At 34.4% G+C, this 25,315-nt stretch carries 21 protein-coding genes and 1 pseudogene; 15 read left to right on the top strand and 7 right to left on the bottom strand.

Going from position 1 to position 25,315, the window contains the following annotated elements; all coding sequences use genetic code 11:
• Window positions 1–90 precede the first annotated feature (90 nt).
• Window positions 91–546, bottom strand: coding sequence for a DinB family protein (locus tag ACERII_RS07325; protein ID WP_373641193.1), 456 nt, complete (start codon window positions 544–546; stop codon window positions 91–93).
• 204 nt (window positions 547–750) lie between these two features.
• On the opposite strand from ACERII_RS07325, the gene ACERII_RS07320 reads away from it, so the two are divergent.
• Both ACERII_RS07320 and ACERII_RS07315 read left to right on the top strand, forming a co-directional pair.
• Complete coding sequence (locus ACERII_RS07320) at window positions 751–1,803, top strand: glutathione S-transferase family protein (RefSeq protein ID WP_373641191.1); 1,053 nt, start codon at window positions 751–753, stop codon at window positions 1,801–1,803.
• A 1-nt stretch (window position 1,804) separates the two neighbouring features.
• On the top strand, window positions 1,805–2,305 hold the full coding sequence (locus tag ACERII_RS07315; protein WP_373641189.1) for a GNAT family N-acetyltransferase: 501 nt from the start codon (window positions 1,805–1,807) through the stop codon (window positions 2,303–2,305).
• 43 nt (window positions 2,306–2,348) lie between these two features.
• On the opposite strand, the gene ACERII_RS07310 is transcribed toward ACERII_RS07315, so the two are convergent.
• The 3 genes and pseudogenes from ACERII_RS07310 to ACERII_RS07300 all read right to left on the bottom strand — a co-directional run.
• The gene (locus ACERII_RS07310; RefSeq protein WP_373641187.1) at window positions 2,349–3,221 is read right to left on the bottom strand and encodes a DUF6671 family protein; all 873 of its coding nucleotides are present in this window, start codon (window positions 3,219–3,221) and stop codon (window positions 2,349–2,351) included.
• Between the two features lie 70 nt (window positions 3,222–3,291).
• Window positions 3,292–4,326 (bottom strand): YecA family protein, encoded by a 1,035-nt coding sequence (locus tag ACERII_RS07305; RefSeq protein ID WP_373641185.1) that lies wholly within the window; start codon window positions 4,324–4,326, stop codon window positions 3,292–3,294.
• Window positions 4,327–4,434: 108 nt separating this feature from the next.
• Window positions 4,435–4,679, bottom strand: a pseudogene (locus ACERII_RS07300) (IS200/IS605 family element RNA-guided endonuclease TnpB); the annotation flags it as partial.
• Between the two features lie 411 nt (window positions 4,680–5,090).
• On the opposite strand from ACERII_RS07300, the gene ACERII_RS07295 reads away from it, so the two are divergent.
• The 3 genes from ACERII_RS07295 to ACERII_RS07285 all read left to right on the top strand — a co-directional run bounded on the left by ACERII_RS07295 (window position 5,091) and on the right by ACERII_RS07285 (window position 7,884).
• Entirely contained in the window at window positions 5,091–5,750 is a 660-nt protein-coding gene (locus tag ACERII_RS07295; protein WP_373641183.1) for an HAD-IA family hydrolase, read from the top strand.
• Between the two features lie 2 nt (window positions 5,751–5,752).
• Window positions 5,753–6,952 (top strand): site-2 protease family protein, encoded by a 1,200-nt coding sequence (locus tag ACERII_RS07290; RefSeq protein ID WP_373641181.1) that lies wholly within the window; start codon window positions 5,753–5,755, stop codon window positions 6,950–6,952.
• Window positions 6,953–7,080: 128 nt separating this feature from the next.
• Window positions 7,081–7,884 (top strand): HAD family hydrolase, encoded by an 804-nt coding sequence (locus ACERII_RS07285; protein ID WP_373641180.1) that lies wholly within the window; start codon window positions 7,081–7,083, stop codon window positions 7,882–7,884.
• Window positions 7,885–8,081: 197 nt separating this feature from the next.
• Here the strand turns inward: ACERII_RS07285 and ACERII_RS07280 are convergent, their stop codons facing one another.
• A complete protein-coding gene (locus ACERII_RS07280; protein ID WP_373641423.1) occupies window positions 8,082–9,302 on the bottom strand; it encodes a hemolysin family protein in 1,221 nt (406 codons plus the stop codon).
• A gap of 226 nt (window positions 9,303–9,528) precedes the next feature.
• On the opposite strand from ACERII_RS07280, the gene ACERII_RS07275 reads away from it, so the two are divergent.
• The 3 genes from ACERII_RS07275 to ACERII_RS07265 all read left to right on the top strand — a co-directional run bounded on the left by ACERII_RS07275 (window position 9,529) and on the right by ACERII_RS07265 (window position 12,979).
• Window positions 9,529–11,820 (top strand): ATP-dependent DNA helicase, encoded by a 2,292-nt coding sequence (locus tag ACERII_RS07275; RefSeq protein ID WP_373641179.1) that lies wholly within the window; start codon window positions 9,529–9,531, stop codon window positions 11,818–11,820.
• Window positions 11,821–12,022: 202 nt separating this feature from the next.
• A complete protein-coding gene (locus ACERII_RS07270) occupies window positions 12,023–12,274 on the top strand; it encodes a hypothetical protein (protein ID WP_373641177.1) in 252 nt (83 codons plus the stop codon).
• Between the two features lie 291 nt (window positions 12,275–12,565).
• Window positions 12,566–12,979, top strand: coding sequence for a SecDF P1 head subdomain-containing protein (locus tag ACERII_RS07265; RefSeq protein WP_373641176.1), 414 nt, complete (start codon window positions 12,566–12,568; stop codon window positions 12,977–12,979).
• Window positions 12,980–13,028: 49 nt separating this feature from the next.
• Here the strand turns inward: ACERII_RS07265 and ACERII_RS07260 are convergent, their stop codons facing one another.
• A complete protein-coding gene (locus tag ACERII_RS07260; protein WP_373641174.1) occupies window positions 13,029–14,174 on the bottom strand; it encodes a family 8 glycosyl hydrolase in 1,146 nt (381 codons plus the stop codon).
• A 427-nt stretch (window positions 14,175–14,601) separates the two neighbouring features.
• Window positions 14,602–16,122 (bottom strand): GH39 family glycosyl hydrolase, encoded by a 1,521-nt coding sequence (locus tag ACERII_RS07255; protein WP_373641173.1) that lies wholly within the window; start codon window positions 16,120–16,122, stop codon window positions 14,602–14,604.
• Window positions 16,123–16,408: 286 nt separating this feature from the next.
• Here ACERII_RS07255 and ACERII_RS07250 point away from each other — a divergent pair, with 286 nt between their 5' ends.
• The 7 genes from ACERII_RS07250 (at window position 16,409) to ACERII_RS07220 (ending at window position 25,244) form a co-directional block, all read left to right on the top strand.
• Window positions 16,409–16,966, top strand: a complete 558-nt coding sequence (locus tag ACERII_RS07250) for a hypothetical protein (protein WP_373641172.1) — start codon at window positions 16,409–16,411, stop codon at window positions 16,964–16,966.
• A gap of 38 nt (window positions 16,967–17,004) precedes the next feature.
• Window positions 17,005–17,637 carry a YesL family protein gene (locus ACERII_RS07245; protein WP_373641170.1) on the top strand — a complete coding sequence of 211 codons (633 nt, stop codon included), beginning with the start codon at window positions 17,005–17,007 and terminating at the stop codon, window positions 17,635–17,637.
• A gap of 257 nt (window positions 17,638–17,894) precedes the next feature.
• The gene (locus ACERII_RS07240) at window positions 17,895–19,457 is read left to right on the top strand and encodes a response regulator (protein ID WP_373641169.1); all 1,563 of its coding nucleotides are present in this window, start codon (window positions 17,895–17,897) and stop codon (window positions 19,455–19,457) included.
• A gap of 127 nt (window positions 19,458–19,584) precedes the next feature.
• On the top strand, window positions 19,585–21,339 hold the full coding sequence (locus ACERII_RS07235) for a sensor histidine kinase (protein WP_373641167.1): 1,755 nt from the start codon (window positions 19,585–19,587) through the stop codon (window positions 21,337–21,339).
• A gap of 221 nt (window positions 21,340–21,560) precedes the next feature.
• Window positions 21,561–23,228, top strand: coding sequence for an ABC transporter substrate-binding protein (locus tag ACERII_RS07230; RefSeq protein ID WP_373641166.1), 1,668 nt, complete (start codon window positions 21,561–21,563; stop codon window positions 23,226–23,228).
• Between the two features lie 120 nt (window positions 23,229–23,348).
• Window positions 23,349–24,302: an ABC transporter permease gene (locus ACERII_RS07225; RefSeq protein ID WP_373641422.1), complete on the top strand. Its 954-nt coding sequence runs from the start codon at window positions 23,349–23,351 to the stop codon at window positions 24,300–24,302.
• 12 nt (window positions 24,303–24,314) lie between these two features.
• On the top strand, window positions 24,315–25,244 hold the full coding sequence (locus ACERII_RS07220; protein ID WP_373641165.1) for a carbohydrate ABC transporter permease: 930 nt from the start codon (window positions 24,315–24,317) through the stop codon (window positions 25,242–25,244).
• The last annotated feature ends 71 nt before the right edge of the window (window positions 25,245–25,315 follow it).

Below are 25,315 nucleotides of genomic sequence, written 5' to 3'. Positions count from 1 at the left end.
CACCCGTTTCTTTTTTTGTTTTGGTTATATTAAAGGATAATGGTGATATTTGTTCCATAATCTATGTCTAGCTCCAGAAGCCATGTCTTCTTATTTTTGAACAAACATTGGTAAATCCGTATGACCCATCATACGTACGTAAACGAATAAATTACCTTTATGGTTAATCTCATGGTCTAATGCAATACGTAGCACTTGCTCTGCAGGAAGTTTTGTACCAAGAAAGGCAGTTAAGTCAATAATTTCTTTAAAATCCTCATCAACCATGTTTTTTAGAAGTACCAGTGTCTCATCTGTATAAAGCTTCGTTACTTCCCCTAATTCAAACGGAGAACCTTCCTCATGTAATTGTTTCGGTTGCTGTTTTGTAGCTGCAGCTGTGAATTGATAAAAGCTAGTTACCATATGTAGAACAAGTTTTTCAGCTGACATGGATGTTTCTGTTGGCTTAAAATCATAGTTTGCTTTCTCTACTTTTTCTGCTAATGCGATAGTAACGTTTCGATGAGACAAAAAATAAGGAATGAAATTTTCACTTTTACTCATTTTTTCTCCTCCTCCTGTTAAATACAATTCATATATTATTTTATCACTTCTATCATGTAATTGGGATACGTTAAGTACTTATTTATAGTTACTTTCAATAAGTTTAATCACTTTTATATTGTAAGTGATTTGTCTTGACTTAGACTGGTGAAAAGTACTAATATTCAGATAATCGAAAGTGTAGAGAGAGGAGATGGACTCATTATGGTTCATAAAGAACAACCCGTAAGCTGTTCTTTTAATGGGAGTGAATATGAAACGGATAAAGAATTAAGAAAGAAACCAGAGGAAATTTCGGTAGACGGTTCCTTTAAACGGCAGACTAATAGATTTACTACACCATTTGGTGAAAAAAAAGATGAACTACCTGTTGAAGCTGGACGTTACCGCTTATTATGGTCACCAGCTTGTCCTTGGGCACATCGATCTGTCATCGTTAGAAAGGTGCTTGGCTTAGAAAAAGTAATTAGTCTAGGTACAGCAAGTCCTCTTCGTCCGAAGATTGGCAGAGTAGATTGGGAGTTTTCTTTAGATAAAGACAATGTGGATCCACTATTAGGGATTCAATATATAAGTGAAATATACTTGAAATCAGACCCTGAGTATTCGGGGCGACCGACAGTTCCAGTTATTGTGGATATGAAAGAAAAGAAGGCTGTAAACAACGATTATTTTAAGCTAACTAATTATTTTGAGACAGTCTGGTTCCCATTCCATAAAGAAAATGCACCAGACTTATATCCAATTAATTTACAGGAGGAAATTGATTCTTTAAACGATATCATTTTTCATGATGTAAATAACGGTGTATATAAATGTGGTTTTGCTCAATCACAAGAGTCTTATGAAGAGGCGTATGATACTTTGTTTTCAAGACTAGATGACCTAGAACAACGTTTATCTTCAAAAAGATTTTTGTTTGGCGATTATATAACAGATTCTGATGTTCGTTTATATGCAACAATGATTCGTTTTGATGTTGCATATTATAATGGATTTAACACAAATCGAAATCTCATTCGAGAAATGCCAAACCTTTGGGGATATTTACGAGACTTATACGAAACACCAGGTTTTGGAGATACGACGGACTTTCATGCAATAAAACAACATTATCATTTATCCATTACCATAAACCCTGATAACACAGAGGAAAAGATTCTTCCTAAGGGCCCAGATGTATCTGTATTTCGTACACCACATCATCGGGAGAAATTAAGTAATTCAAAAGAGAAGTTTCTGGTTAGGAGTAAATAAAATGCAACTACGAAATGCAAAAAAAGAGGAACTTCCAATTATTCGTGACATGAGAGTAAAAGCATACAGCGACCACAAAGATTCCATACCATTAGATCATTGGGAGGCTTTAAAAAATGCAATTACATCGGAAGGAGATGTTCATCCTGATGTAGACCTCATTATTGCGGAAATAAATGGGGAAATCGTTGGGAGTGTCGCAGTATTCCCACCAAACAGTGATGCATATGAAGGGTATGTGGATGAGTTAGAATATCCAGAAATTCGTATGCTTTCTGTAAGTGGGAATGCACGTGGAAAGGGAGTAGCTACTGCATTAGTAGAAGAATGTATTCGGCGCTCGAGTGCAAAAGGATACAAAGCAATTGGCCTTCATACTGCAGACTTTATGAAAAGTGCTATGCATTTATATGAACGCATGGGTTTTGAACGAATTCCAAAATACGATTTTGAACCAGCAAACGATGGCATTGTAGTAAAGGCGTTCCGAAGATTTATTTAAAATAAAAGTGCCTTAAAACTAAAGGCACTTTTTTAAAACTACATTATGGATTACAAATATAACATTTCGATGGGTCTGCATATTCTTCTCCATTTGGGAACATTTCCTTTTCTTGATGGTTACATTTTTTACAACGATACACATGACATCGAATAAGATCCGTAGGAAACCCGCAAGCTTTACACTTTAAACCATTTAATCGTTCTACCACTTCGTAACCTGGAAAAGAACATTTTGGGCACTGTGAGTGAATTTTATTGACTAAATCTAATGTAGCTAATTCTATATTTTTCATTCGCATTGGATTATACATTGCTCGCATATCGGTTTCCATCCATACATGGCTATGTTTCTTTGAAAAAATACTAATTTTTCTAGCAGTTAATTCCTCAAAAGCAGTTTTTAATTCCTCTACACTTACAATTCCTTTAAAGATTTCTTTTGTGTTTGTTGATTGAGCATTTTTTTTAGCAATTAGTCCGTGTTTTGGGAATCCAACAGATTTCGCAAACTCATAAGCTTCCTCAAAAGATGAAACTTCTTTTTGGGAAAAATTAGTTTCTGTATTTGCTACATAGCCTATGATTTCTATGTCTTCTTCTTTATCGATAAATAATAGTAGCTCTCGATTAATCGCTATACCTGGAAAATAAGGATGAGGACCAAAGGAACCTTCACTAGCAATTCCGATTGTTACACCAGTCAACTCCATTGCATTTTCTGCTTTTTTTCTCGCTGCTTGAAGCTGATCACCAGCCCTCTCTATTTCAGTAGTAAAAGTTCCATATTTATCTGAATTAAAATTAGTAGGCACAACAATCTGTAAGCCTAAGTCTTTTTCTAGTAGCGGGGCGATAACTTTTTCTTTTTTATGCATTGTGGCAATAACAGCTTTTCGATTAGCAAACATGGACATTATTTAATCTCCTTTAGAAAGAAAATAAAATAGAGGATCTATGTTAGAAAATCATAGTATCCTCTATTTATTATACCTTTCTTGATGTGTTAAACTCACCTTCTAGTTCCTTATAGCGAGAGGAAATTGTTGCAGGTGATACACCGTACTTTTCCCCTAAACTTTTTTGTGATATGTTCGTCCATTGATTTTCTTGTTTGGAAACCCAATATTCTAATACTGCTGCAAATACCTCTGGTTTTTGAATTTTAGGCTCTGTTTTTTCATAATAGGTTAACCAATTATTCTTAGCAGTGAGAATTGTATTGGATGGATAATCTTCTAATGAAGAATTCTTATAAAATACCTCATACACATTCTTCGCACTCTTATTGGTCTTATGAATGGTATTATCCTTTTGCTCTAATATATACACTAGTATGCCTATGATGGTAGGGAAGTTTCTTGTAACAAAAGATTGCTCTGTTTCTTCTCCCTCTTTATAATTACGATAAAGCTCTCCATATTCATGTAAACATAGAGATACGTATTTTTCAGGAATTAATAACGAATCCGTACCTAAAACGACTCCAGTTGCAGTAGGGTATACATATCCAAATAAGAAATCACCTGCATCGAGCTTGTTCAGTGCATCTGTTTGTTCAGGAACGACAATGAAATTATTGAAGCAATCTTTTAGTGAGGCAGTCTCACCTTGTTTTTCTACTAGGTATAAGGTAGGTGCTACTTGCCCCCAACGTTCAATTATTTCTATAACATTGTCGGCATAATGAGAGCGTTCTTGTTCGATAAAACGTTGAACTACCGTTCGATCATCTTCAAAAATGTTTGCATTAAAGATAAGCCAATGGAACAATATTTGTGAGAAAGCTCTAGCATCTGATTCATGCAAATTTCTATATGTAGCAGTATAACGATCATATAATGGCTGCAGTTCACGATCAAATGTTTTACTAAAGTCCAACAGTTTCGGTAAGAACTGTTGAAGCTGTTGTTGAGCAGATGAATCCAAAGTAGCTGGTTGAACTTGTTTTTTTATACAACATTTTTTGTATTTTTGTCCACTACCACAAGGGCAAGGTTCATTTCTTCCTAGTTTAGACATGCTGTTTACACCTCATTTTTAAAATACCGGGCAATTTTTCTCCCTTTTTAAAACGACATTTTCTATGATAACAGTAAGTAATTATTTTTCAACCCTTTAGTGTATGTTTCTTTTGTAGTACTTGAATTTCTCCTCTAATGTAAGGAAAAACTTTGGGTTTTGAAAGCTCGTACCGTCTGATAATGTGGCAAAATCTTTACCCCCACATCGATACCAATTGCGGTATTTGTCTTTTCGTATTGGTGTATTTCTGTTTCCGTTAAAAAGGAAATGAAGTATTTACCAGAAGGGTTTCGTGGAATCATTGCATTTATGATCCGACCAACTACTTCTCCACTTTTGGCATAACGAACATTCCAAATCCTGGCAACGGAGATGAGAAAAGCTATTCCCATGTCCGACGGCAATTCATCTCCCACTTACCTTTGGGCTATGCCCTTCTCACGCTTGAAGAAGGAGATTTCTTGCCTATTTTAGATAAAGGTTGACGTAAATCTCTAAAATTATACAAAATTTCTTAATTTCTTCTCTGAATTTCAAAATAGGAGTATAGAAGAGAGTGGCTGTGGACTTTACTGTAATTTAAGAAGAGTGTAGAAAGTGTGTAATAAATATGAGTATGTTAAGATAAAAACGTATTTTGTTTTTAGAATTTTTTACCGGTATTTATTATTTATTAACATTTCAAGGCAAATATATAACTTTCCGTCGAAATAGATACGAAGATTAATAGGGGAATAGAAGAATGAAAGGGAGATAGATGAATGATCAAATATGTAATCTTTGATTTTGATGGTACTCTTGTAGATTCTAAAGATGTATTCATATCTTCGTGGAATACCTTAGCAGAAAAGCGCAAGTATAGAATGATTAAGACACGTGATATAGAGTTGTTAAAGAAAATGTCTATGAAAGAACGCATAAAATATATGCAATTTCCAATTTATAAAATCCCTTTTGTTGTACCTCATATGTATCAGTTATATCGTGAATCAATTCAAAACATATCGCTATTCCAAGGAATTAAGAATATTTTAGATGAGATAGAAAGGAATGGGGTTAAGACTGCGATAATATCTTCAAATGCAGAAGAGAATATTACTTATTTTTTAAAGAAACATGATGTAAAAATCTCCAATGTTTTATGTTCCAGTAAGATTTTTTGTAAGGATAAATTGATTAAACGATTTTTGAAGAAAAATAGTTTACATGAATCCGAGGTAATTTATGTAGGTGATGAACAAAGAGACGTTATTGCTTGTAAAAAATCAGGTGTGAAAATGATATGGGTTGGTTGGGGATATGACACATATCAAACAGTAAAGAAAGAGAAACCTGATTATATGGTGTATACACCGCATGAACTACTAAAGGTTATACAAGAAGAGTACAGAGATAGTAAATGTTTGAAAAAGGAGAATTGAAAATGTCAAAGAAGATAATGAAAAAACATCTTAGTACTGTAATAAGCATGCTTATTGGAGCAATAATTGGATTCTCTATTGTCATTGGATATAATGAAATATCAATTCCACCTCAATATACAGCACTCCCTTTTTATGGGATCATTTTCATTTCTATTTTTACTTATGTTTTCGTTATTGGGATACATGAGCTAGGACATGCAGTCAGCTTTAAGAGAAATGGAATAAATGTTAGAGCAGTTATTGTATTGATGTTTGTATTTATAAAAGAACAAGGAAAATGGAAATGGAAAATTAACAGTAGCAATGTAGCGTCTATTGGGGGGATCGCTGTACCTGACCTAGAATCTGTAAAGGATGAGGCTCATTTTTTAAGGCTTCAAAAAGCGTATGCAAAAGCAATTTTGGCTGGTCCGCTAACGACAGCAATCTCTTGGATCTTATTATCCATTATTTCTATTGCTTTTATGGTAAGTTTGTCTAACATGTATATACAATCTGGACTGTTTATTTTTGTACTATTACTAACGGTCTTTTCGCTATTCACTATTGGAACAAGCTTTATGAAAACAGAAATTGCCTTTGGAGACTTTCCAGCATATAAGCTTTCAAAGAATGATCGATTTTTTATGGCAATGACACTATACCAATACGCTATATTCGCATCTGATTCAGAAAGAGTGCGTAATGGGAATACATACTTGCAAGAACTGCTGTTAGACGAGCTTTCTAATAGATTAAAGGATGAGAATGATCAACTATTTACTGTTGGTATTGTGGATAGCTTTGTTACAGAATATCTGACTGGTAGAATACAGTATCTTCCACCAATTGTAGCTGAGTATACTCATTTCCTTCTAGCAAATGATAGTCGCCGAAAAAAAATAAGAAATTCAGAATTAACATTGCCTTCATATTTCCATATGTTACGTTTTATCTACCGAAACAAAGAAACTAGAGAGACTGCAAAGGATCTTTTCCATGAAGTAAAGAATGAGTTAACTCTCATGACGCCAATGAGGAATTATTTGGTGAAACAAGGAGATCACGTATTTGGTTTGGAAGATAATAGTGAATTTTTAAGTAAGAGAGAAAATATCAATGCATCACCTGCCCATGGTTTATGGAAAAATTTTGAAGGGTATTATACAGATGAAATATTGCTAAATGAAATAGAGGAAAACAAAGAGTCTGCTAGCTAAATACAATTCAGTAGTACATTACTATATTTTCTATTTACTTGCTTAAGAAATGATAGTACTGTAATAGGGTAAAGTGTAAAATTTTTCTGAAAATAGTTTTCGATTTATGAGGAAGGTGTGTTTTTTTGATGATAAAAGCAGTATTTTTTGATTTAGATGATACATTGTTATGGGATCAAAAAAGTGTAAAAGAAGCTTTTCGAGCAACTTGTCTGGTAGCCCAAGAAAAATATGGCGTAGATGTAGATGAATTAGAAGTGGCTGTAAGGAAAGCTGCGGCTGAATTGTATGCATCTTATGAAACGTATGAATTTACTAAGCTTATTGGAATAAATCCATTTGAAGGCTTATGGGGTAACTTTTTGGATGATGAAGATAATTTCCGAAAGATGAAGGAAATTGTTCCGACATATCGGAAGGAAGCATGGACAAAAGGTCTGCTAGCGTTTGGAATAGATGACCCTACTTTTGGGGAAGAGCTTGGTGAACGTTTTCCATTAGAACGTAAGAAGAATCCTTTTGTATATGAAGAAACATTTCAAGTGTTAGATAAGCTAAAAGAAAACTATGAACTACTGTTGTTAACAAATGGTTCACCTGACTTACAAAATACAAAATTAACAATCACCCCAGAGTTAGTTCCATACTTCGATCATATTCTTATCTCTGGTGCTTTTGGCAAAGGAAAGCCGGATCCTACGATGTTTGAACATGCACTATCACTTGGGGAAAATGGATACAACAAAGAGGAAGTTATTATGGTTGGAGACAATCTGATGACCGATATTCTTGGAGCATCACGAGTGGGAATTCCATCCGTTTGGATTAATCGACATGATAAAGTTAGGGACGAAACAGTAGTACCAACATATGAGATTAAACATTTAGAAGAACTGTTTGAGCTTCTTGATGAACTTAATGAAAAAAAGTAAAGACAGAATATGAGTAGAGGCGAGCCACCTTAGCGACGTAATCGTGAGGGTGGCTCGCCAACTCCCCACAGGAAAGGTGTGCACTGGAGCGAAAGGAATAATTACAAACAAAGATAGTAATACAATATAGTGCTGATACACGTATTTTCAGGGTAGATAAACGGAAAAAATAATCACATTTCAATTAACTTATACACTCATCGATTTTCCTCATTCAAAACAACCTTTACCTTCATAATTCTTCTTTCTTGAGCTTCCGTTACGATAATCCTTACGTGTTCATATGTAATCTCCTCGTCTACTACGGGAACATGCTGAAATGCTTCTACTATCCAACCGCCAAGGGTATGGTTCGTGCTATCAGGTAATTCTACATTAACTACCCTAGCGAAGTTATCTAGAGGGAAGTCTCCAAAAAATTCGAATTCATTGGCTCCAATTTTCGTAACTTCTTTAATTTTTTCATCATGCTCATCCCAAATCTCACCGACGAGTTCTTCTAATATATCTTCCAATGTTACGATACCCGACGTACCACCGAACTCATCAATAACAATTGCCATGTGGACCCTGTTCTTTTGTAACATAGGAAGTAACGTAGAAATTCCTAATGTTTCAATAACGAATATTGGTTTCCTGATTAACTCACGTACCTTTATATCTTTGCCTTTTACAAGTTGTGATAGAAAGTCTCGCTCAGATAGAACCCCGATAATATTATCGACCGTTCCCTCGAACACTGGGAGTCTTGAATATCTTTCGCTTAAAAGTGTTGTGGTTATTTCTTCAATAGAGCTATCTACATTAATAGCAATCACTTCTGTTCGTGGTGTTAATATTTCTACCACTTTTATATCGTTAAATTCCAATGTATTATGCAAAAGAACTTTCTCGTGATCTTCAATGACTCCCTCTTCTTGACTGATGGAAAACATTTCCTTTAACTCTTCTTCTGTAACAGACGGACTTGCTTCTGCCTTCGTTACAAAACGGGAGACTGCTTCTTTCAGCCGGACTAGTAACCATGTTAATGGCTTTAAAATTCGCATCAGCAAAAGCAAAATGGAGGAAATTCGTAAAGAGAATTGCTCTGCATTCTCTTTCGCAATGGATTTCGGTAAAACTTCTCCAAAAACAAGTACCAAGATTGTCATTACAACAGTACTAATAACTAGCCCACCGTTTTCAAAGAGAACAGTAGCAATTTGTGCGGAAATAGTAGCTGCAGCAATGTTTACTAAGTTATTTCCTATTAATATTGTGGAAAGGGCATGATCAAAGTTTTCGGTAATAAAATAAGCTTTTTTACCACCTTTTCTGTCCTCTTCTGCGTAGCTTTTTAAACGTAACTTATTGACACTGGAATACGCTGTTTCAGCTGATGAGAAAAATGCAGATAAGAAAAGCAATATAAACATGATTAATACAAGATTTACTGGTATATCTATATCTGTCACATCAATTCGCTCCTATATTAAGTAGGCTATGTTATAGGACAGTGTTGATTTTTTAACAGAGCCTAAAAGTAAAGATATTGTTAGTGTAGACAAAAAAGGCAAATAACAATCAACGTATAGCATTTTTATACTTAATATAGAACATATGTGCTAAAATGAAGCTATTATCTAATGAATAGGTGAGAAAATGACTAGTGACATTCATGTGTCGGTTCGATCTTTAGTAGAATACGTATACAGCAGTGGTAGTATCGATACTGCTTTACCTAGAAGAAATAGCGTATTAATTGACGGAGTGAAGACACATCAACGATTACAAAAACTATATAAAGAAGGGGATTTAAAGGAAGTACACTTAACATGTTCGGTGGAGTACGAAGATATCGAGTATGTTTTAGAAGGGCGCTGTGATGGGATTCTTTTTGATGATGGGGTAACAATTGATGAAATAAAGTCTTCACAAACAGGTGTGGATCATATTGATGAGGAGGCGAATAAGTACCACTGGGGTCAAGCGAAGCTTTATGGGTATATGTATGCTAGGAAGGAAGAACTGCCAGAAATTCATGTTCAGGTAACATATGCAGATGTTCATAGTGAGAAAATGAAGGCTTCTAAAAGAACGTACACTTTTTCTGAATTAGAAAAATTCACCTATGAATTAATTGATGAGTATAGTAAATATGCTTCCCTTCGACTCGATTTTGAAAAAAAGAAAATAGAATCCATAAAGCAACTAGCATTTCCTTTCTCAAGATATCGTAAAGGACAGCGCGACTTAGCGGTGGCTACGTATAAAACGATTGTAGAAGATAAAAAACTGTTTGTGAAAGCACCTACCGGAATTGGAAAAACAATATCTACAATTTTTCCAAGTGTGAAAGCAATGGGAGAGGGGATTGTTCGAAAGCTTATTTACGTTACGGCGAAGACCATTACTCGAACTGTTGCAGAAGAGACATTCTCTCTATTAAGAGAAAAAGGACTGCGAATGAAGGTATGCACTATCACAGCAAAGGATAAAGTGTGTTTTAAAGATGAAACAATATGCCAAAAGGATTATTGTGAGTTTGCCAATGGATATTATGATCGAATTAATGGAGCTATTTTAGATATATTGGAGAAGGAAGATTCGTTCAATAGAGTGACAATTGAAAGGTATGCAAAGAAGCATACCGTTTGCCCATTTGAATTTTCATTGGATATCGCATTACTATCCGACAGTATTATATGTGATTATAATTACGTTTTTGATCCACGAGTAGCCTTAAAAAGGTTATCGATGGATAATAAAAATTCTTATGTGTTGCTAGTGGACGAGGCACATAATTTAGTGGAACGAGCACGTTCCATGTATTCTGCTTCCATTCATAAGTCTAGCTTCTTGAATATGAAACGATTGTTTTCCACGACAGTAAAAGAAATTTCTTCTTCCGCTAGTCAAATAAATGAATTGTTATTAAAGCTAAAAAAGGAAGAAATTATAGAGCAGTATACAACTAGAAAAGAGATGATTGGCGAGTTATCAGAGTTATTACAGGGATTTGTTGATATTTGTGATGAATGGATTCCCCGTAATCAACAAGAGAAAGGTTTTCAAGAGCTACTAGACGTTTATTTTGAAGCAAATATGTATTTGAAGATTGCAAATATATACGACGATAGCTTTATTACTTATATGGAACAAAACCAAAATGATGTAAAAATAAAGCTGGTTTGTCTTCATCCTGGGAAGTTGCTTAAGGAGAATACTAAGAATTACCGTGGTACTCTTTTTTTCTCTGCTACACTTATCCCTGGAAACTATTATTTAGAAATGCTAGGAGGGAGTAGTGAGGACTATACATTGGCATTGTCTTCCCCGTTTGATCCAAATAATGTGGATCTCTCTATCGCAAACTTGTCAACACGTTATAAAGACCGGGATGCCACTTTTGAGAAAATAATTGATTTGATTTATGAAGATCTATCAAGAGCAAAAGGGAATTTTCTAATATTCTTCCCTTCTTATCAATATATGAACGCAGTTTATGATAAATTTACTATAAAGTACCCAAGTGTAAAATCAATCATTCAAGAGAATATAATGGATGAGGAAAATAGAGAGGAATTTTTACACCTCTTTCAAGAGGATAATAAGAAAGCATTGATTGGTTTTGCTGTTTTAGGAGGAATCTTTTCTGAAGGTATCGATTTAAAGGGAGATAGATTAACTGGTGTCATAATCGTTGGTGTAGGTCTTCCACAACTGAATTCAGAACAAGATATGTTGAAGGAGTACTTCCGATCATTGGGGAAAAACGGGTTTGATTATGCATATGTGTACCCAGGTATAAGCAAGGTACTTCAAGCTGCTGGTCGACTCATTCGTACAGAAACGGATAAGGGAAGGTTACTGCTTATAGATGACCGCTTTTTAACGGAGAAGTACCAGCGTTTACTACCTAACGAATGGAAGCAGTTTAATATTATTAATTAAAACCATTCATTTAGGAAGAGCGTTCTATAAGATGCTACTTACTGATAAATCCTTCAGTCATAGAAGGTGACTGTCAATGGAAATGGTATCGGGGCCAATCATGTAAATATATTAAATGAAAGCATATAATTTATAGGTATTGGTAAAACAAGATATTAGATACAATAAAACCTGTAATGCTTTTATGAAAGGAATCGATAACATGTATCAAAATAGAGTAACGATGATAATTTTTCTTATTTTTTGGATATTTGTATTACGACTTTTCTTCTTTGAAGAGGAGCGTTCTATTATTCACTTCCTTTTAGGAGTAACTATTTTAGGTGTTATGCTGTTCCGATACAGATCACTGTCGATTGCAAAAAAGAAGTCACAAGCCAATATAACGTTACTTATTTGTGCGATATTATTAGTAACCATTTTTATGTGGTATATACAACCACTGATATTCTAAAAGCTAGGGTCTCCCCTAGCTTTTTCTATAGGATAAACAATTGATTAAACTTTGAGGGAATGACATTATGCTTGGGGTGATTTTGTCTATTCATAACCTTTAGGAGCAAAAACCTTTCTGAAAGGCACGGTATTCATTGATGTGTCATGAACGTAAAATCAACAGAGAATAATATCTTTAATTCACACAGTAACATATAAAGTATTTATAGTGACTTTTCATTCGGGCAGAAGTAAAATTTAACCAACGTAATTAAAGCGCTTACAAGCAAGCGAGAAGGGGAGAGATAAAATGAAGAAACTTAGTTTTTACATCATTATCATGATATTACCTTTCGTATTACTAGCATGTTCTCACAATGATGTCAGTACAAACGACCCTGGTGGTGGAAACAAAGAAATAGTTTTAAAGGACGCTGATGGAAATACACTTGCCACAGAAACAGATTTCGTTCCAGAATCAGCAAAAACGACATTCGAACAAGGGATTAGAACGCTTGCAATTGAAGTAGAGTTTAAGGATGGGTCAAAACTAGAAGAAATAACAAGTGCAAATAAACATAAAACCATTCATATTTATTACGGTGATGAATTACTCGCATCTCCAGTAGTAAGCGATGTTATTACTACAGGAAGTATCATCATTTCTGGAGGATTTTCCGAGGAATTAGCAAAGGAAATAGTAGAGTATATTAATAGTTTATAATAAGAAAGGGTTTCAAAAGTTCCTAGGAACTTTTGAAACCCTTTCTTATTTATTTAGGCATCCATATCTTGAACTTACCACTTAGTGCCAACAAAGCAAATAGGTAGAGGCAGTTATCGTAATAACGTCTTACACCTGTACGTACTGGAGTATTCCAAAATTGAATTACGGTAGATTCTGAGAATGGGCCATTTGCAGCAAGAGAGGCCATTGCATTAGTAGCTAGTAATCCAACTGGATGAAGTGATTTTTCTTCAAATGGTTCACCAGCAATCGTATATCTACGGTAATCTTCAGGATCCTTGTCAGCAAAGAAAGCTTGTATCTTATTTGCATTTTCAATTTCCCATTCATTTCCTCGGAACCACTCATAATCAAGACCAATATTAGCAGCAACACGATAAGAGTCACTAAAAAAGTGCCCGAAACCTCTCTCATCATTAGGTGTGCCATCATAATGAGCATATTCTGGTGCTAAACCAGTTTCAGGGTGACAAGCAATTTTCAAGTACTCTCTACTTGCAGCGGCAGCTTCCTTCCAAAATGCTTGATCCTCTGGATAAGACCACAAACTAAACAACTCATAAAAATGAGGTAAATGGTAGGATGGATCAGAATACTCACAATTAGGTATAAACTTAATAAGCTTATTTTCTGGGTTCCACATAGGGTACCCAACACCATCTTCTCCTTTATGGATGACTATTTTTAATAATTCCTTTGCTTGTGTACTATAGTTAAAAGGTTCTTCAACACTATCTCCCCAACGGTGAGATGCAAACAACAGTGCTAATGCAAAATACTCTTCTCCGTCTGGTGCTGGTCCATATGAATTTTTAGTACCATCTGTTGCACATGACCATGCGAAATAACCAGTATTTTCTCCTTCTGTCATATACATATATTTCATTGTCCAATTCCAAAGACGGTCAAACACATCCTTTTTATCTAGCTGAACTGCCATCATCATACCGTAGGACATGCCTTCTGTCCGAACATCTGTATTTCCAGTATCCATCATATATCCAAGGTCATTGCCAACTTCGAAATAAATTTTAGTTTCTTCATTTTCACCAAATAATTCGTTCCAAGTGTCTTCAACTCTTGTATTGATTTCTTCGTTAGAATAACCATATTCCTTAAATAGATTACGATACGTACCAGTAAAAAAAGCTCCTTCATTTGTTTTAAGCATAATCTTCCTCCTAGTTTTTAATTTATTGTCTACCCTGAAAATACGTGTATCAAATTATCTAGTGATACTAACTTTGATGGTTGGTATTCCATTCGCTTTTGTCCACTCCATTCCTGTGGGGAGTTGCCGAGCCCCCTCCACGACTACGTCGCTACGGTGTCTCGCCTCTACTCTACTTCCCACTGGAGTTCGTGGACTTACGCTCATTCCATATAAAGTGAAGAGTACTAACTATACTCATAACGTATTTTCATCCGCCATGGTGAAAATGTTCACTTTCATGGAAGTCTACCCTGAAATATTCATACCAGACGTAACCAAACTATCTAGTATAACTAATGTTTTTGTTTGGATCTTTGAAAATGTATACGCGTTTTTGCTGTCGTGCTGTTTTAAGGGTGATTAATAAAGTCCTTCGTAAATTATATTAACTCCACTCTTTTGAGTAGGAAGGTATTAAACTGTCGTCTAAATCTATATAGGTTTGCGTTTCCTCATGAATGGGTGATATTTCAATTAAACGAACCTCATTTTTTGAAAGTGTAAAGTTTAATGTTAGTTTATCCTTGCATTCTTTTCTTTCTGTATGGATATGTGGGTTTGCTACATTCTTAAGTGTTTCAACCTGTTTTTTACTTGGAAATCTTGGCCTCCCCATTTGTTTCCATACTTTCCATGGGTTTGCATACTCTTCGCTAATGGACTGATGTTTTATAAAAACTTGTTGAAAACAAGGAGGAAGCTCCAATTGTAATTGAGATGTGAAATGATCTCCCTTTTCCATTACTAAATTCCAAGCAACTAAGGCAATGGATCCATCTATTTTTCTTGTTATCAAGATGTTTTCATCTCGATAAAGCATTTCATCACCTAATTGGTTGAAAAACGAGAATAAATGAAACGTTGGTTTCGGAATACCGTTTAACGCAATAAGACCAAATCCCCCGTGAAACTGTGATTTGGGAACGTCTGCTTCTTCAAAAACATCACTGAATGTCCAATAGGAGAAGGAATCTACATAATCGCCAGCTTCACTAAGAATTCTTGCTAAATAAGCAGCATTTAGTGTTGTATCGTGAACTGGATTAATAGGACTGTAAGAAGTGTTATATTCCGTTATGTGAAAAGGTAAGTCTGGAAATGGTGATGCTTTAATCATTGCTCGTACTGTCTTAAATTCCTCTAACATAAAGTTGTTATCAAACAATTCTTGATAATAATACTCAGGTGTCACCTTATGAGGTTTCGCTGTAGAATAAGCGTGACGAGATACAAAATCAACGGGAGCGCTTTCATTTTTACAAAAAGCTAAAAAGTCAGTTATCCATTCGTCTGACCCACCGCAGATAGCTGGTCCACCAACTTGCAACTCTGGATGAACGTCTTTTACCGCAATTGCAGTTATTTTGTATAGCTTAAAATATTCTTTCTTGTCAGCGTCTTTCCAAAAATTTGTTAAATTTGGTTCGTTCCAAACCTCAAATGGCCATTTTAATACTTCTTCTAATCCATAACGATCTATAAAATGAGAAACAATAGCTTGAATAAGGTCATACCATTTATCGTAATCATTAGGTGGAGTAACATTTCCTTGCCAAGCAAAGATGGTTTGGTTATCTGAAGCTAAAAGTTTCGGCATAAAACCAAACTCGATAAATGGACGAATACCTAATTCCAGAAACGTATCAAAAATCCTATCGATATACGTGAAATTGTAAAATGGTCGCTTTGTTCCATCTTCTAACGTAAGTTCTCTATAAATTCCTATATCGTCGTGGAGTAAACCGTGCCCTCTAATATAATCAAAACTAATGGATTCTTGTATCACTTTTAAATGATCTATATATTCCTTTTGTAGAGCTAAACCAAGCCTACCTGTACCAATACAATGCTTCCAGTTTTTATTGAAGGGTACTTCCGTTTGTTTCGTTACGATTATTTTTTTCATGAGTATCCCCCATTTCATGCTGACAGTATATCAAACTCTGAAATAGACAGAAATGATTGAAAATATAGATTGTCCATAAAAAAGTAAAGGTATTCATAATATTCCTAAGTTGAAGAATTGAAACTTCTAAGATTATTTAAGGAGTATCTAAAGTTTACTCCCTGTTTTTTAATAATTGTTTCCTGTACTATTAAGAGGCGTTATTATTTCTATATCAATAAAATTAAGCGCTTTCAAAAAAGTGTGCCAGTTGGTATTAAGTCGAAGGAAAAGAGGTCACCATAACATGATAAAAAACCGTTTTTTTCTAATACTACTAATAGTAATGCTGACAACGATATATCTAGCTGCATGTGATTCAAATGAATTGAAAAATGACAATACGTTAAGAATAATGTTTATCTCTGATGTTCCACTGAGGACTCAAGAAAATTTCGATCCTTATATTTCTTCTATTGTTTCAGAGCTTGGATATGATAAGGAAGATCTAGAAATTAGTGTTCAATTATTTCCAATTTCCCATGATAAGTTGACCATCGAAATAGTTTTAAAAGAAGTCGATATTTTTATTGTGGATGATTCATTAAAAAATATTTTACTAGATCCTTATGGGTTACATCCTTTAGATTCGTTTAGAACTTTATTATCAGATTCAACATTTGAACAGTTTATAATGAATGATGAGGATACTGGTGAACCACATTTGTATGCTATACCTTTTGATAATGACTCTAAAATAATTCAGGACATAGGGATTCAGTTACCAACACCATTAATTGGTGTAGTAACGAAAACAAGTAATCAAAAAGAACTAGCAGTGAAAATACTTGAGGAATTACTTTAGATTTTTATTCTATATCTCGCAGGGAAAAGGGTGATACTATGCAAGTAGGTTGGATGTCTTCCGGATTTTATCGAACATGTGAATGGATATGGAAATTGGCATACGTAAACTTACTTTGGCTCGGTTTTACATTGGTCGGACTAGTTCTGTTTGGTTTTTTACCAGCTACTGTAGCAATGCTCACAATTATGAGGAAATGGTTACAGAGTGAAGATGTTCCTATCTTTAAAACATTCGTTATAACTTATAAAAATGAATTCTTAAAAATTAATGCCCTAGGAGTTGTGTTTGCAGTAGGTGCATACATCTTGTATTTCAACTACATGTATTTAGGTACTGTTACTGGGTTAACTCATACTGTAGTAGCGCTTGGATGGTATGTAGCACTGTTTGTTTATAGTATAACGTTATTATTTGTTATTCCAGCCTATGTTCACCTTGAACTGAAGCTATTTCAGTATATAAAAACAGCTCTTATCGTTGCATTAGTAAATCCTTTATCAGTTATTACTTTATTTATTTCTTTCTTCTTACTTTTCAATCTATTTCATAATGTACCTGGACTAATTCCGTTTTTTGGACCAAGTCTAATTGGGTTTGTTATTATGTGGTGTGGACATATGTCATTCAATAGAATTGATAGGAAGCAACAAAAACTGAAGGAGACGTAATGATCAAAATAATGTGAGAAAAAAATAAATGTAAAGTATACAAACCAGTACTGATAGGGAACTCTATAAATATCTTAATAAAAACAGAGACCTTGTTTCCGTATTTGTCGGAAAGTGACGATCTCTTATTCATATGTTACTATGATTTCAAGGGACTCAATTTTTTGAGTCCCTTTCAATATGATGGGATTGCTTTCTAATCCGTATGATGTTGTAATGATATATTTATATTAATACCTCTAAAGAGGAGTGATCGTATGTTCAAAGTTCTTTTGGTTGATGATGAAATGTTTGCTCGTCAAGGTTTAAGGAGTTTGATTGAATGGGAAAAGTGTGGATTCGAGGTTATTTCGGAAGCTGCGAATGGGGAAGATGCTTTTGAAATAATAGAATCACTACATCCTGATGTAGTCATCACAGATATTCGAATGCCTGTTGTTGATGGACTAGAATTAATACAAAATGTAAATCAAACCTTAGAAGTGAAACCTAAGTTTGTGATCATTAGTGGTTATAACGATTTCTCTTATGCTCAAAAGGCTGTTAGGTATGGAGTGTTTGATTTTGTATTGAAACCTGTTGATGAAGAAGAATTAGAAACCACATTAAAGAAGCTTGCTGAGGAGCTCGAAAAACAAGTGGTTATTAAAGCCAGTAGACAAAAACAAATATCTGAGAGCAATTTTGTTCAATTGCTAGAGGGTGGATTAACGGAAAAGGACGTTGCAGATTGGGCTAAATCTTTACATATCGATAAAAGTGACCACTTTTATTATGTGATCATAGAAATTAATAATTTATCACCAAATGAAAGAATTTCTATAGAGGATGATGTAATTAAAGATGCTATGACGAGATTAGGAAATGAGTCAAATCAATTAGCGTTGTATATTCACCATGATAATGCTGTAGGCTTGTTACTTTCTTCTGACCAGATAAGAAAATATAACGGAGAAATCGAGACCCTTTTAAATAAATTGAATAGAGAAATAGCTCAAAGTGTAAATAAACCTATTACTATATTTGTTGGTGATAGAGTAGATAACTTATTATTACTAAAAAGCTCTTTCGATACTGCGAGCAATATTCGAAATTATAAATATATAATACGTGATAAAAAGGTAATACTTTATGAACAGGTAAAAGATTTGGAAGTAACCTATAATGAGTTGGATAATAAAATTTACTTATCTCTTTTAGAAAAAGTAGAAGAAAACAAAGTTAATGAAATAGAAGAAGAAATTGATCATATTTTTCATGAGTTTCAATTGAAGAACTTTTCTCCATCAGCAATAAAAACTTCCATTAATCGTTGTGTATTTAGGATCATTCAAATAATTAACAGTATGGATGGTGATGAAAAGAAAATCACCTCCTTAGTACCAATGACAAATTGGGAAAAGCATAATTTAACTTATCATGATCTAAAGAGATTATTTAGTAATTTTGTTTTGGAAGGTTCTGTTGTGATTCAAGAATTACGCAAAGAGAATATGAAAGGTGATATTCACAAGGTAAAAACGTATGTAGACAATAATTTCCATATGAACATTAGCTTAAAGAGTATTGCGACCAAATTCTATATGAATCCTGTATATATGGGCCAGTTATTTAAAAGGACCTTTGATATTTACTTTAAAGAGTATTTATTAAATTTAAGGGTAGATGAAGCGAAGAAACTCCTACGACAAACAGACATGCGCGTTTATGAAGTGGCCGAAAAAGTAGGATTTGGAAGTACAGATTACTTTGTTACCCAATTTGAAAAAATAAATAAAATGACCCCAACAGAATATAGGAACAAACTATTAAAAAAATGATGTTCTCGGATACTAGTCACTGTTACGAATATCACTATAAGTTACAGGTCACTTAAGTACACATCCTAAGTAGCCAATAAGTACAAGCATTTACTTTTCTAAAAATAAACAGAGAAGGATAATTCACATGCTACCTTCTAATTTGAAATTTAACAATATAAAGTTAAGGAATAAGCTGTTAATTTTGTATATTCTATGTGTGTTCCTACCTATTGTTTTTACTAATATTGTTTTTTATCACGTAACTTCCACAGATATTAAAAATCAAAAAATGGAGGATGTGGAGTTAGTACTAGATCAAATAACAAATGACTTTGTTTCGGTGATAGAACAAGCGATAGGAATATCTACTGGATTCTATACAGATTACAGACTATATGAGTTTTTTGAAACGGATTACGAAACTCCAATAGATTATATAGAAGCATATGATTACTATCTCAGAGAGTTGAATCGTTTTAGTCCGTTATTTTATTCCATTATGTCCATTTCGTTTTATACAACAAATCCAAATATCTTATATGCTGGCGGGGTACAAAGAATTACGGAAGAAACGGAAGAAACCGAATGGTATCAGATGCTGTCTAACACTAACAACCCAATTGTATTAAGAACAAATCCACACGTAGAAAGTGAAATGTTTAGTTTAATTCGCGAATTAGATTTTTTTAGAAGTAAAAATGAAACTAGAAAAATTATTAAAATAGATATAAATCCCCATAATATAAGACAAAGCTTTAATAATGTCACTTTTCAAGGAAATGTGTATTTATTAAATGCGGAAGGAAACATAGAGTACTCCACAGATTCTTCTATTGATTGGCGAAGAAATAATATTAGTTACCAATCTTTAGAATTCAAAGAAGACACAATTGTTTTAGAGGATCGACTTCTGCCGAAAACATATTTTGATGGTTGGAAGATAGTGGGAACTATTTCCGAAAGAGAAATACTAGAAGAATTATACCAGTCGGGGAAATTTATCATTGTCTTAGCTAGCATCAATTTTTTACTTCCAACAATTATAATTATTTTAATTTCAAGATCCATCCATACTCGTATCTTAAGGGTACTGAAACATATGAGAAAAATGAAAAAGCAAAATTTTGAAACGATTCCTTCTAGTGGAGATAAAGATGAAATTGGAGAACTAACTTCGGAGTTTAATAAGATGTCTCGAACTATTAATAAACTAATTAATGAAGTGTATATAGCTAATATTGAAAAAAAAGACCTAGAATTAAAAGAAAAACAAGCTCAGTTAAGTGCATTACAAAGTCAAATAAATCCCCATTTTTTATTTAACGCCTTAGAAACTATCAGGATGCGAAGTGTAATAAAAGGGGAGAAAGAAACTGCGAAAATTATTCAAAATATGGCCAAGATATTCAGGAACTCCTTAACGTGGGGCAAAGAGTGGGTTACAGTCCAAGAAGAAATGAATTTAATTATATGTTTCCTTGAAATTCAAAAGTATCGTTTCGGAGATAAATTAGAATATGAGCTTGAAGTAGATACTAATGTAAATAATTTTATCATACCAAATATGGCATTTTTACCGTTTGTTGAAAACGCGAGTATACACGGAATTGAACCAGTTAAAGAGAATGGAAAGATACATTTAAAGATACATTTAGAAAATGATCATGTCGTATATACTATTCGTGATAATGGTGCAGGTATGTCTAAAGAAAAGAGAGAAAGATTAATGGAGAGCCTTCTTAAAGAAGAGAGTATGGGAGAAAGTGTAGGAATTAAGAATGTGTATTATCGATTAAAACTATATTTTAAAGAGGACTTTCAATTTACTATTGATAGTTCCCCGGGAGAAGGAACGATAGTCCAAATAAAGCTCCCATCAGGGAAAAATTATAAGAATTGATGAAAAATAGAGAGTAATCCTTTGGGATACTCTCTATTTTTGTTGATTAAAAAAGCATTATGTCGAACTGTAATGAATTTATTGATTGCATATCTTTATTTTTCAAAGTGAAAGCTATAGTTTAGTGGGTAATGATGACGCTTTCTTCGCGATATAATGAAAGTGCTTTCATAAGTGATTGCAAAAAAATAAAAAAACAACGATTTGAAAGGGGTAGTCAAATGTTTAAAAGGAGTATCGTTTTACTAGGGTTGTCGTTGAGTTTAGTCCTTGCGGCTTGTTCAAATAATGACTCATCTACAGGAAATAATTCATCCAACACAAATGATTCAGGTGAAACACCTGAAGTTGTAACTTATCACTTCTTTAATGCTGCTACAGCAGGAAGAGATGTTAATACGAACGAAACAACGTTAGGAGCAATGTTTGAAGAAGCAACTGGAGTTAACTTTAGAATGGAGCATCTAGTTGGTGACATTAACCAAAGAATTGGTGTAATGGTAGCAAGCGGTGATTATCCAGACGTTATCGTTCCAGACGATACAATTGACACACTACTAGATGCAAAAGCATTGATTCCTTTAAATGACTTACTTGAAGAGCATGGACAAAATATATTAGCGGCATATGATGAATATCTACACATGTTCACTCAAGATGATGGTAATATTTATTACATTCCTTTTGGTGCAACAGTTAATGAGTTCCAACCCAATCCAAATATTGACCAAGGTGCATTTTGGATTCAACGTGGAATCTTAAAAGAGTATGGTTTCCCAGAAATCAACACTCTAGATGAGTATTTAGAAATCATTACACGTTATGCAGCAGAAAATCCTGAAATTGATGGAATGAGAACAATTCCTTTCACAGGTTTAACGTATGACTGGAGATTCTTTGCATTCTCTAACGCGCCAAACCACTTAGCGGGTTATCCTAACGATGGTGGCGTAATGATCGATATGGAAACACATGAAGCTACTGTTTATGCAGATTCAGAATATACAAAAGAATGGTTAAAATCACTAAATGACTTAAATGCAGATGGTTTATTAGACCAAGAAATGTTTGTTATGAACTATGATGAGTATTTAGCAAAATTATCTTCAGGCCGTGTTCTTGGATTCTTTGACTACGGTTGGCAGTTTGGTAATGCACGTAATGCCTTAAGAGATGCTGGTAACCCTGATCGTGAATTCATGGCTTTACCAATCGTATTTGATGGTGTTGAGCAAGATCAATATTTAGATCCACCTTCATTCACAAGTAATCGTGGAGTAGGTATCACAGTTAATGCAGAAAACCCTGAGCGTATCATCCAGTTCTTCGATCACATTATTCAAGAAGAGCAACAAAAGAAGATCATGTGGGGTCTAGAAGGCGAACACTATACTGTTGACGAAGATGGTCGTTACTTCCAAACAGAAGAGCAAATTGAATTGGTTCAAAATCAACAATTTAGAGAAGAGTTTGGTATGACAACATTCGAGTGGAACTGGCCACGTCTTAACGGTTCATTTGAAAATGGAAACGCAGTAGAGCCACGTAGACAACCAGAAGTTGCACTTGCAACATACAGAGACGCAGATAGAGAGTATTTAGATGCATACGGAATTAGCACATTTGCAGAATTATTCGCTGATCCACAAGAGCGTCCTTGGTATCCTGCATGGAGTGCGAACATTGAGCAAGGTTCACCTCATGCAATTTTTGAAGAACGAGCTAATGAGTTAACAAGAAGACACTATGCTCGTATCGTATTAGCTGAACCAGCTAATTTCGAAAAAGAGTGGAATGACTTTGTAGAAGCTTACAGAAAACTTGATGTTGAAGCTTATGAAAACTTCTTTACAGATGTAGTGCAAGCACGTGTAAGAGGCGAATGGTAATTTTTTAGGGAAAGGGGCTTGGACAACCGAATATGGGAGTTGTCAAAGCTCCCCTTTTCACTTATTAGGTTTACAATAGGGAGGGAGACCAAAGTGTCATTACAACAAACACCAACACCAATGATGCCAAGTCCTCAAGGTGCTACGAAAAGACCTAAAGGAATAAAGTATTTTATTAAAAAATGCGGCGAACAAAAAGCATTACTTTTAATGAGTGTTCCATTTTTAATTTGGTTATTTATTTTCAGATATGTACCATTAGCTGGTTGGGCAATGGCATTCCAAGATTTTAGACCCGCACGTCCTCTATTAGAACAAGAATGGGCTGGATTCAAGCACTTTATCTTCTTATTTACAGATCCAAGGTTTTTCGAAGTATTACGAAATACACTAGCTATGAGTTTAATAAACCTAGTTTTAGGCTTTGTAACTGCTATAGGGTTAGCTATTCTATTAAATGAATTACGTAATCTAGCATTTAAGCGGGTTGTTCAAACGATCAGTTACATGCCTCACTTCTTATCTTGGGTAGTTGCTGCAGGACTTGTATCAGCAGTATTATCTGTAGAAAGTGGAATTATCAATATCATCTTAAACAACCTAGGAATTATTAAAAACAATATTATGTGGTTAGGTGTAGGAGAGTATTTCTGGGGAATTATCGGTGCAGCTGATGTTTGGAAAAACGTTGGATGGAATACAATTATTTACTTGGCTGCTATCACGATGATAGATACAGAGCAATACGAAGCAGCAGAAATTGATGGAGCTTCACGTTTACAACGTATCTGGTATATTACATTACCAGGAATGAAACCAGTAATTATTATTCTATTAATTATGAACTTAGGTTATATTCTTGAGTCTGGATTTGAAGCGCAATACCTATTAATGAATCCAATGAACATGGACTTTGCGGAAAACTTAGATATATTCGTTTTACGATATGGTATTAATATGGGGAATTTCTCCTTAGCGACAGCGGCAGGAATATTCAAAACAGTAGTGAGCTTTATCTTCCTTTTCTCAGCAAACCATATTGCTAAGAGAATGGGTGAAGCGAGACTATTCTAGAGGAGGGGCATCATGAACAGTTTTTTATCCAAATTAGCAGGAAAACGTAGAGGTGTTGATGACCTCATTTTCGATACACTAAATGTTATTTTTATGATTTTCCTATGTATTGTCATGTTATATCCGATGGTGAACACATTGGCAGTATCCTTTAACGAAGCTACTGATACAGTGCGTGGTGGAATCTATCTATTTCCTAGAGAGTTTACATTTTATAACTATCAACACGTTTTTGGTGAATCACAATTGTTACACGCTGGTATGATTTCTGTATTAAGAACGGTTATCGGTACAGCAGTTTCTGTATTCTGTACGGCAATGGTTGCTTATACGATCAGCCGTAAAGACTTTGTATTAAAGAAATTTGTAACAATTGCATTCGTATTAACTATGTATTTAAACGGTGGTTTAATCCCAACGTACTTATTAATGAGAGAGCTTTCTTTAATCGGTACATTCTGGATTTACATTATTCCAGGTTTAATTGGAGTATTTAACTTAATCGTAGTTCGTTCCTTTATTGAAGGTTTACCAGAAACAATCTTTGAATCTGCAAGAATTGACGGTGCAGGAGAATTTACTCAGTTTTTCAAAATAGCTTTACCTTTATGTTTACCTGTAATCGCTACAGTATCCCTTTTCGTAGCTGTAGGTCAATGGAATCAATGGTTTGACGTATTCCTTTATAACTCATCAAGACCTGAACTAAGTACACTACAGTACGAATTAATGAAAATCTTACAAAACTCGAATGCAGCAGTATCTGGTGGGTCTGCAGCAAGTGCTTTAGCAGCTTCCCAAAGTGGAGCAATTGAAACAGTTACACCACAAGCAGTTCGTGCAGCTATGACGATCATCGTAAGTGTACCGATTATCTGTGTATATCCATTCTTACAAAAATACTTTGTAAAAGGTTTAACACTAGGTGGGGTAAAAGGATAATACCGATCGATTAGTCATCAACCTAACAAACTATAGATTTACACCTGCAAAGTATATCACATTAAATTTGT

Origin of the sequence: Evansella sp. AB-rgal1, assembly GCF_041820985.1 — a bacterium.
In the GTDB taxonomy this organism is placed as follows: domain Bacteria; phylum Bacillota; class Bacilli; order Bacillales; family Salisediminibacteriaceae; genus Evansella.
Note: the sequence above shows the minus strand (reverse complement) of the source record. Positions and strands in the feature narration are given on the sequence as shown.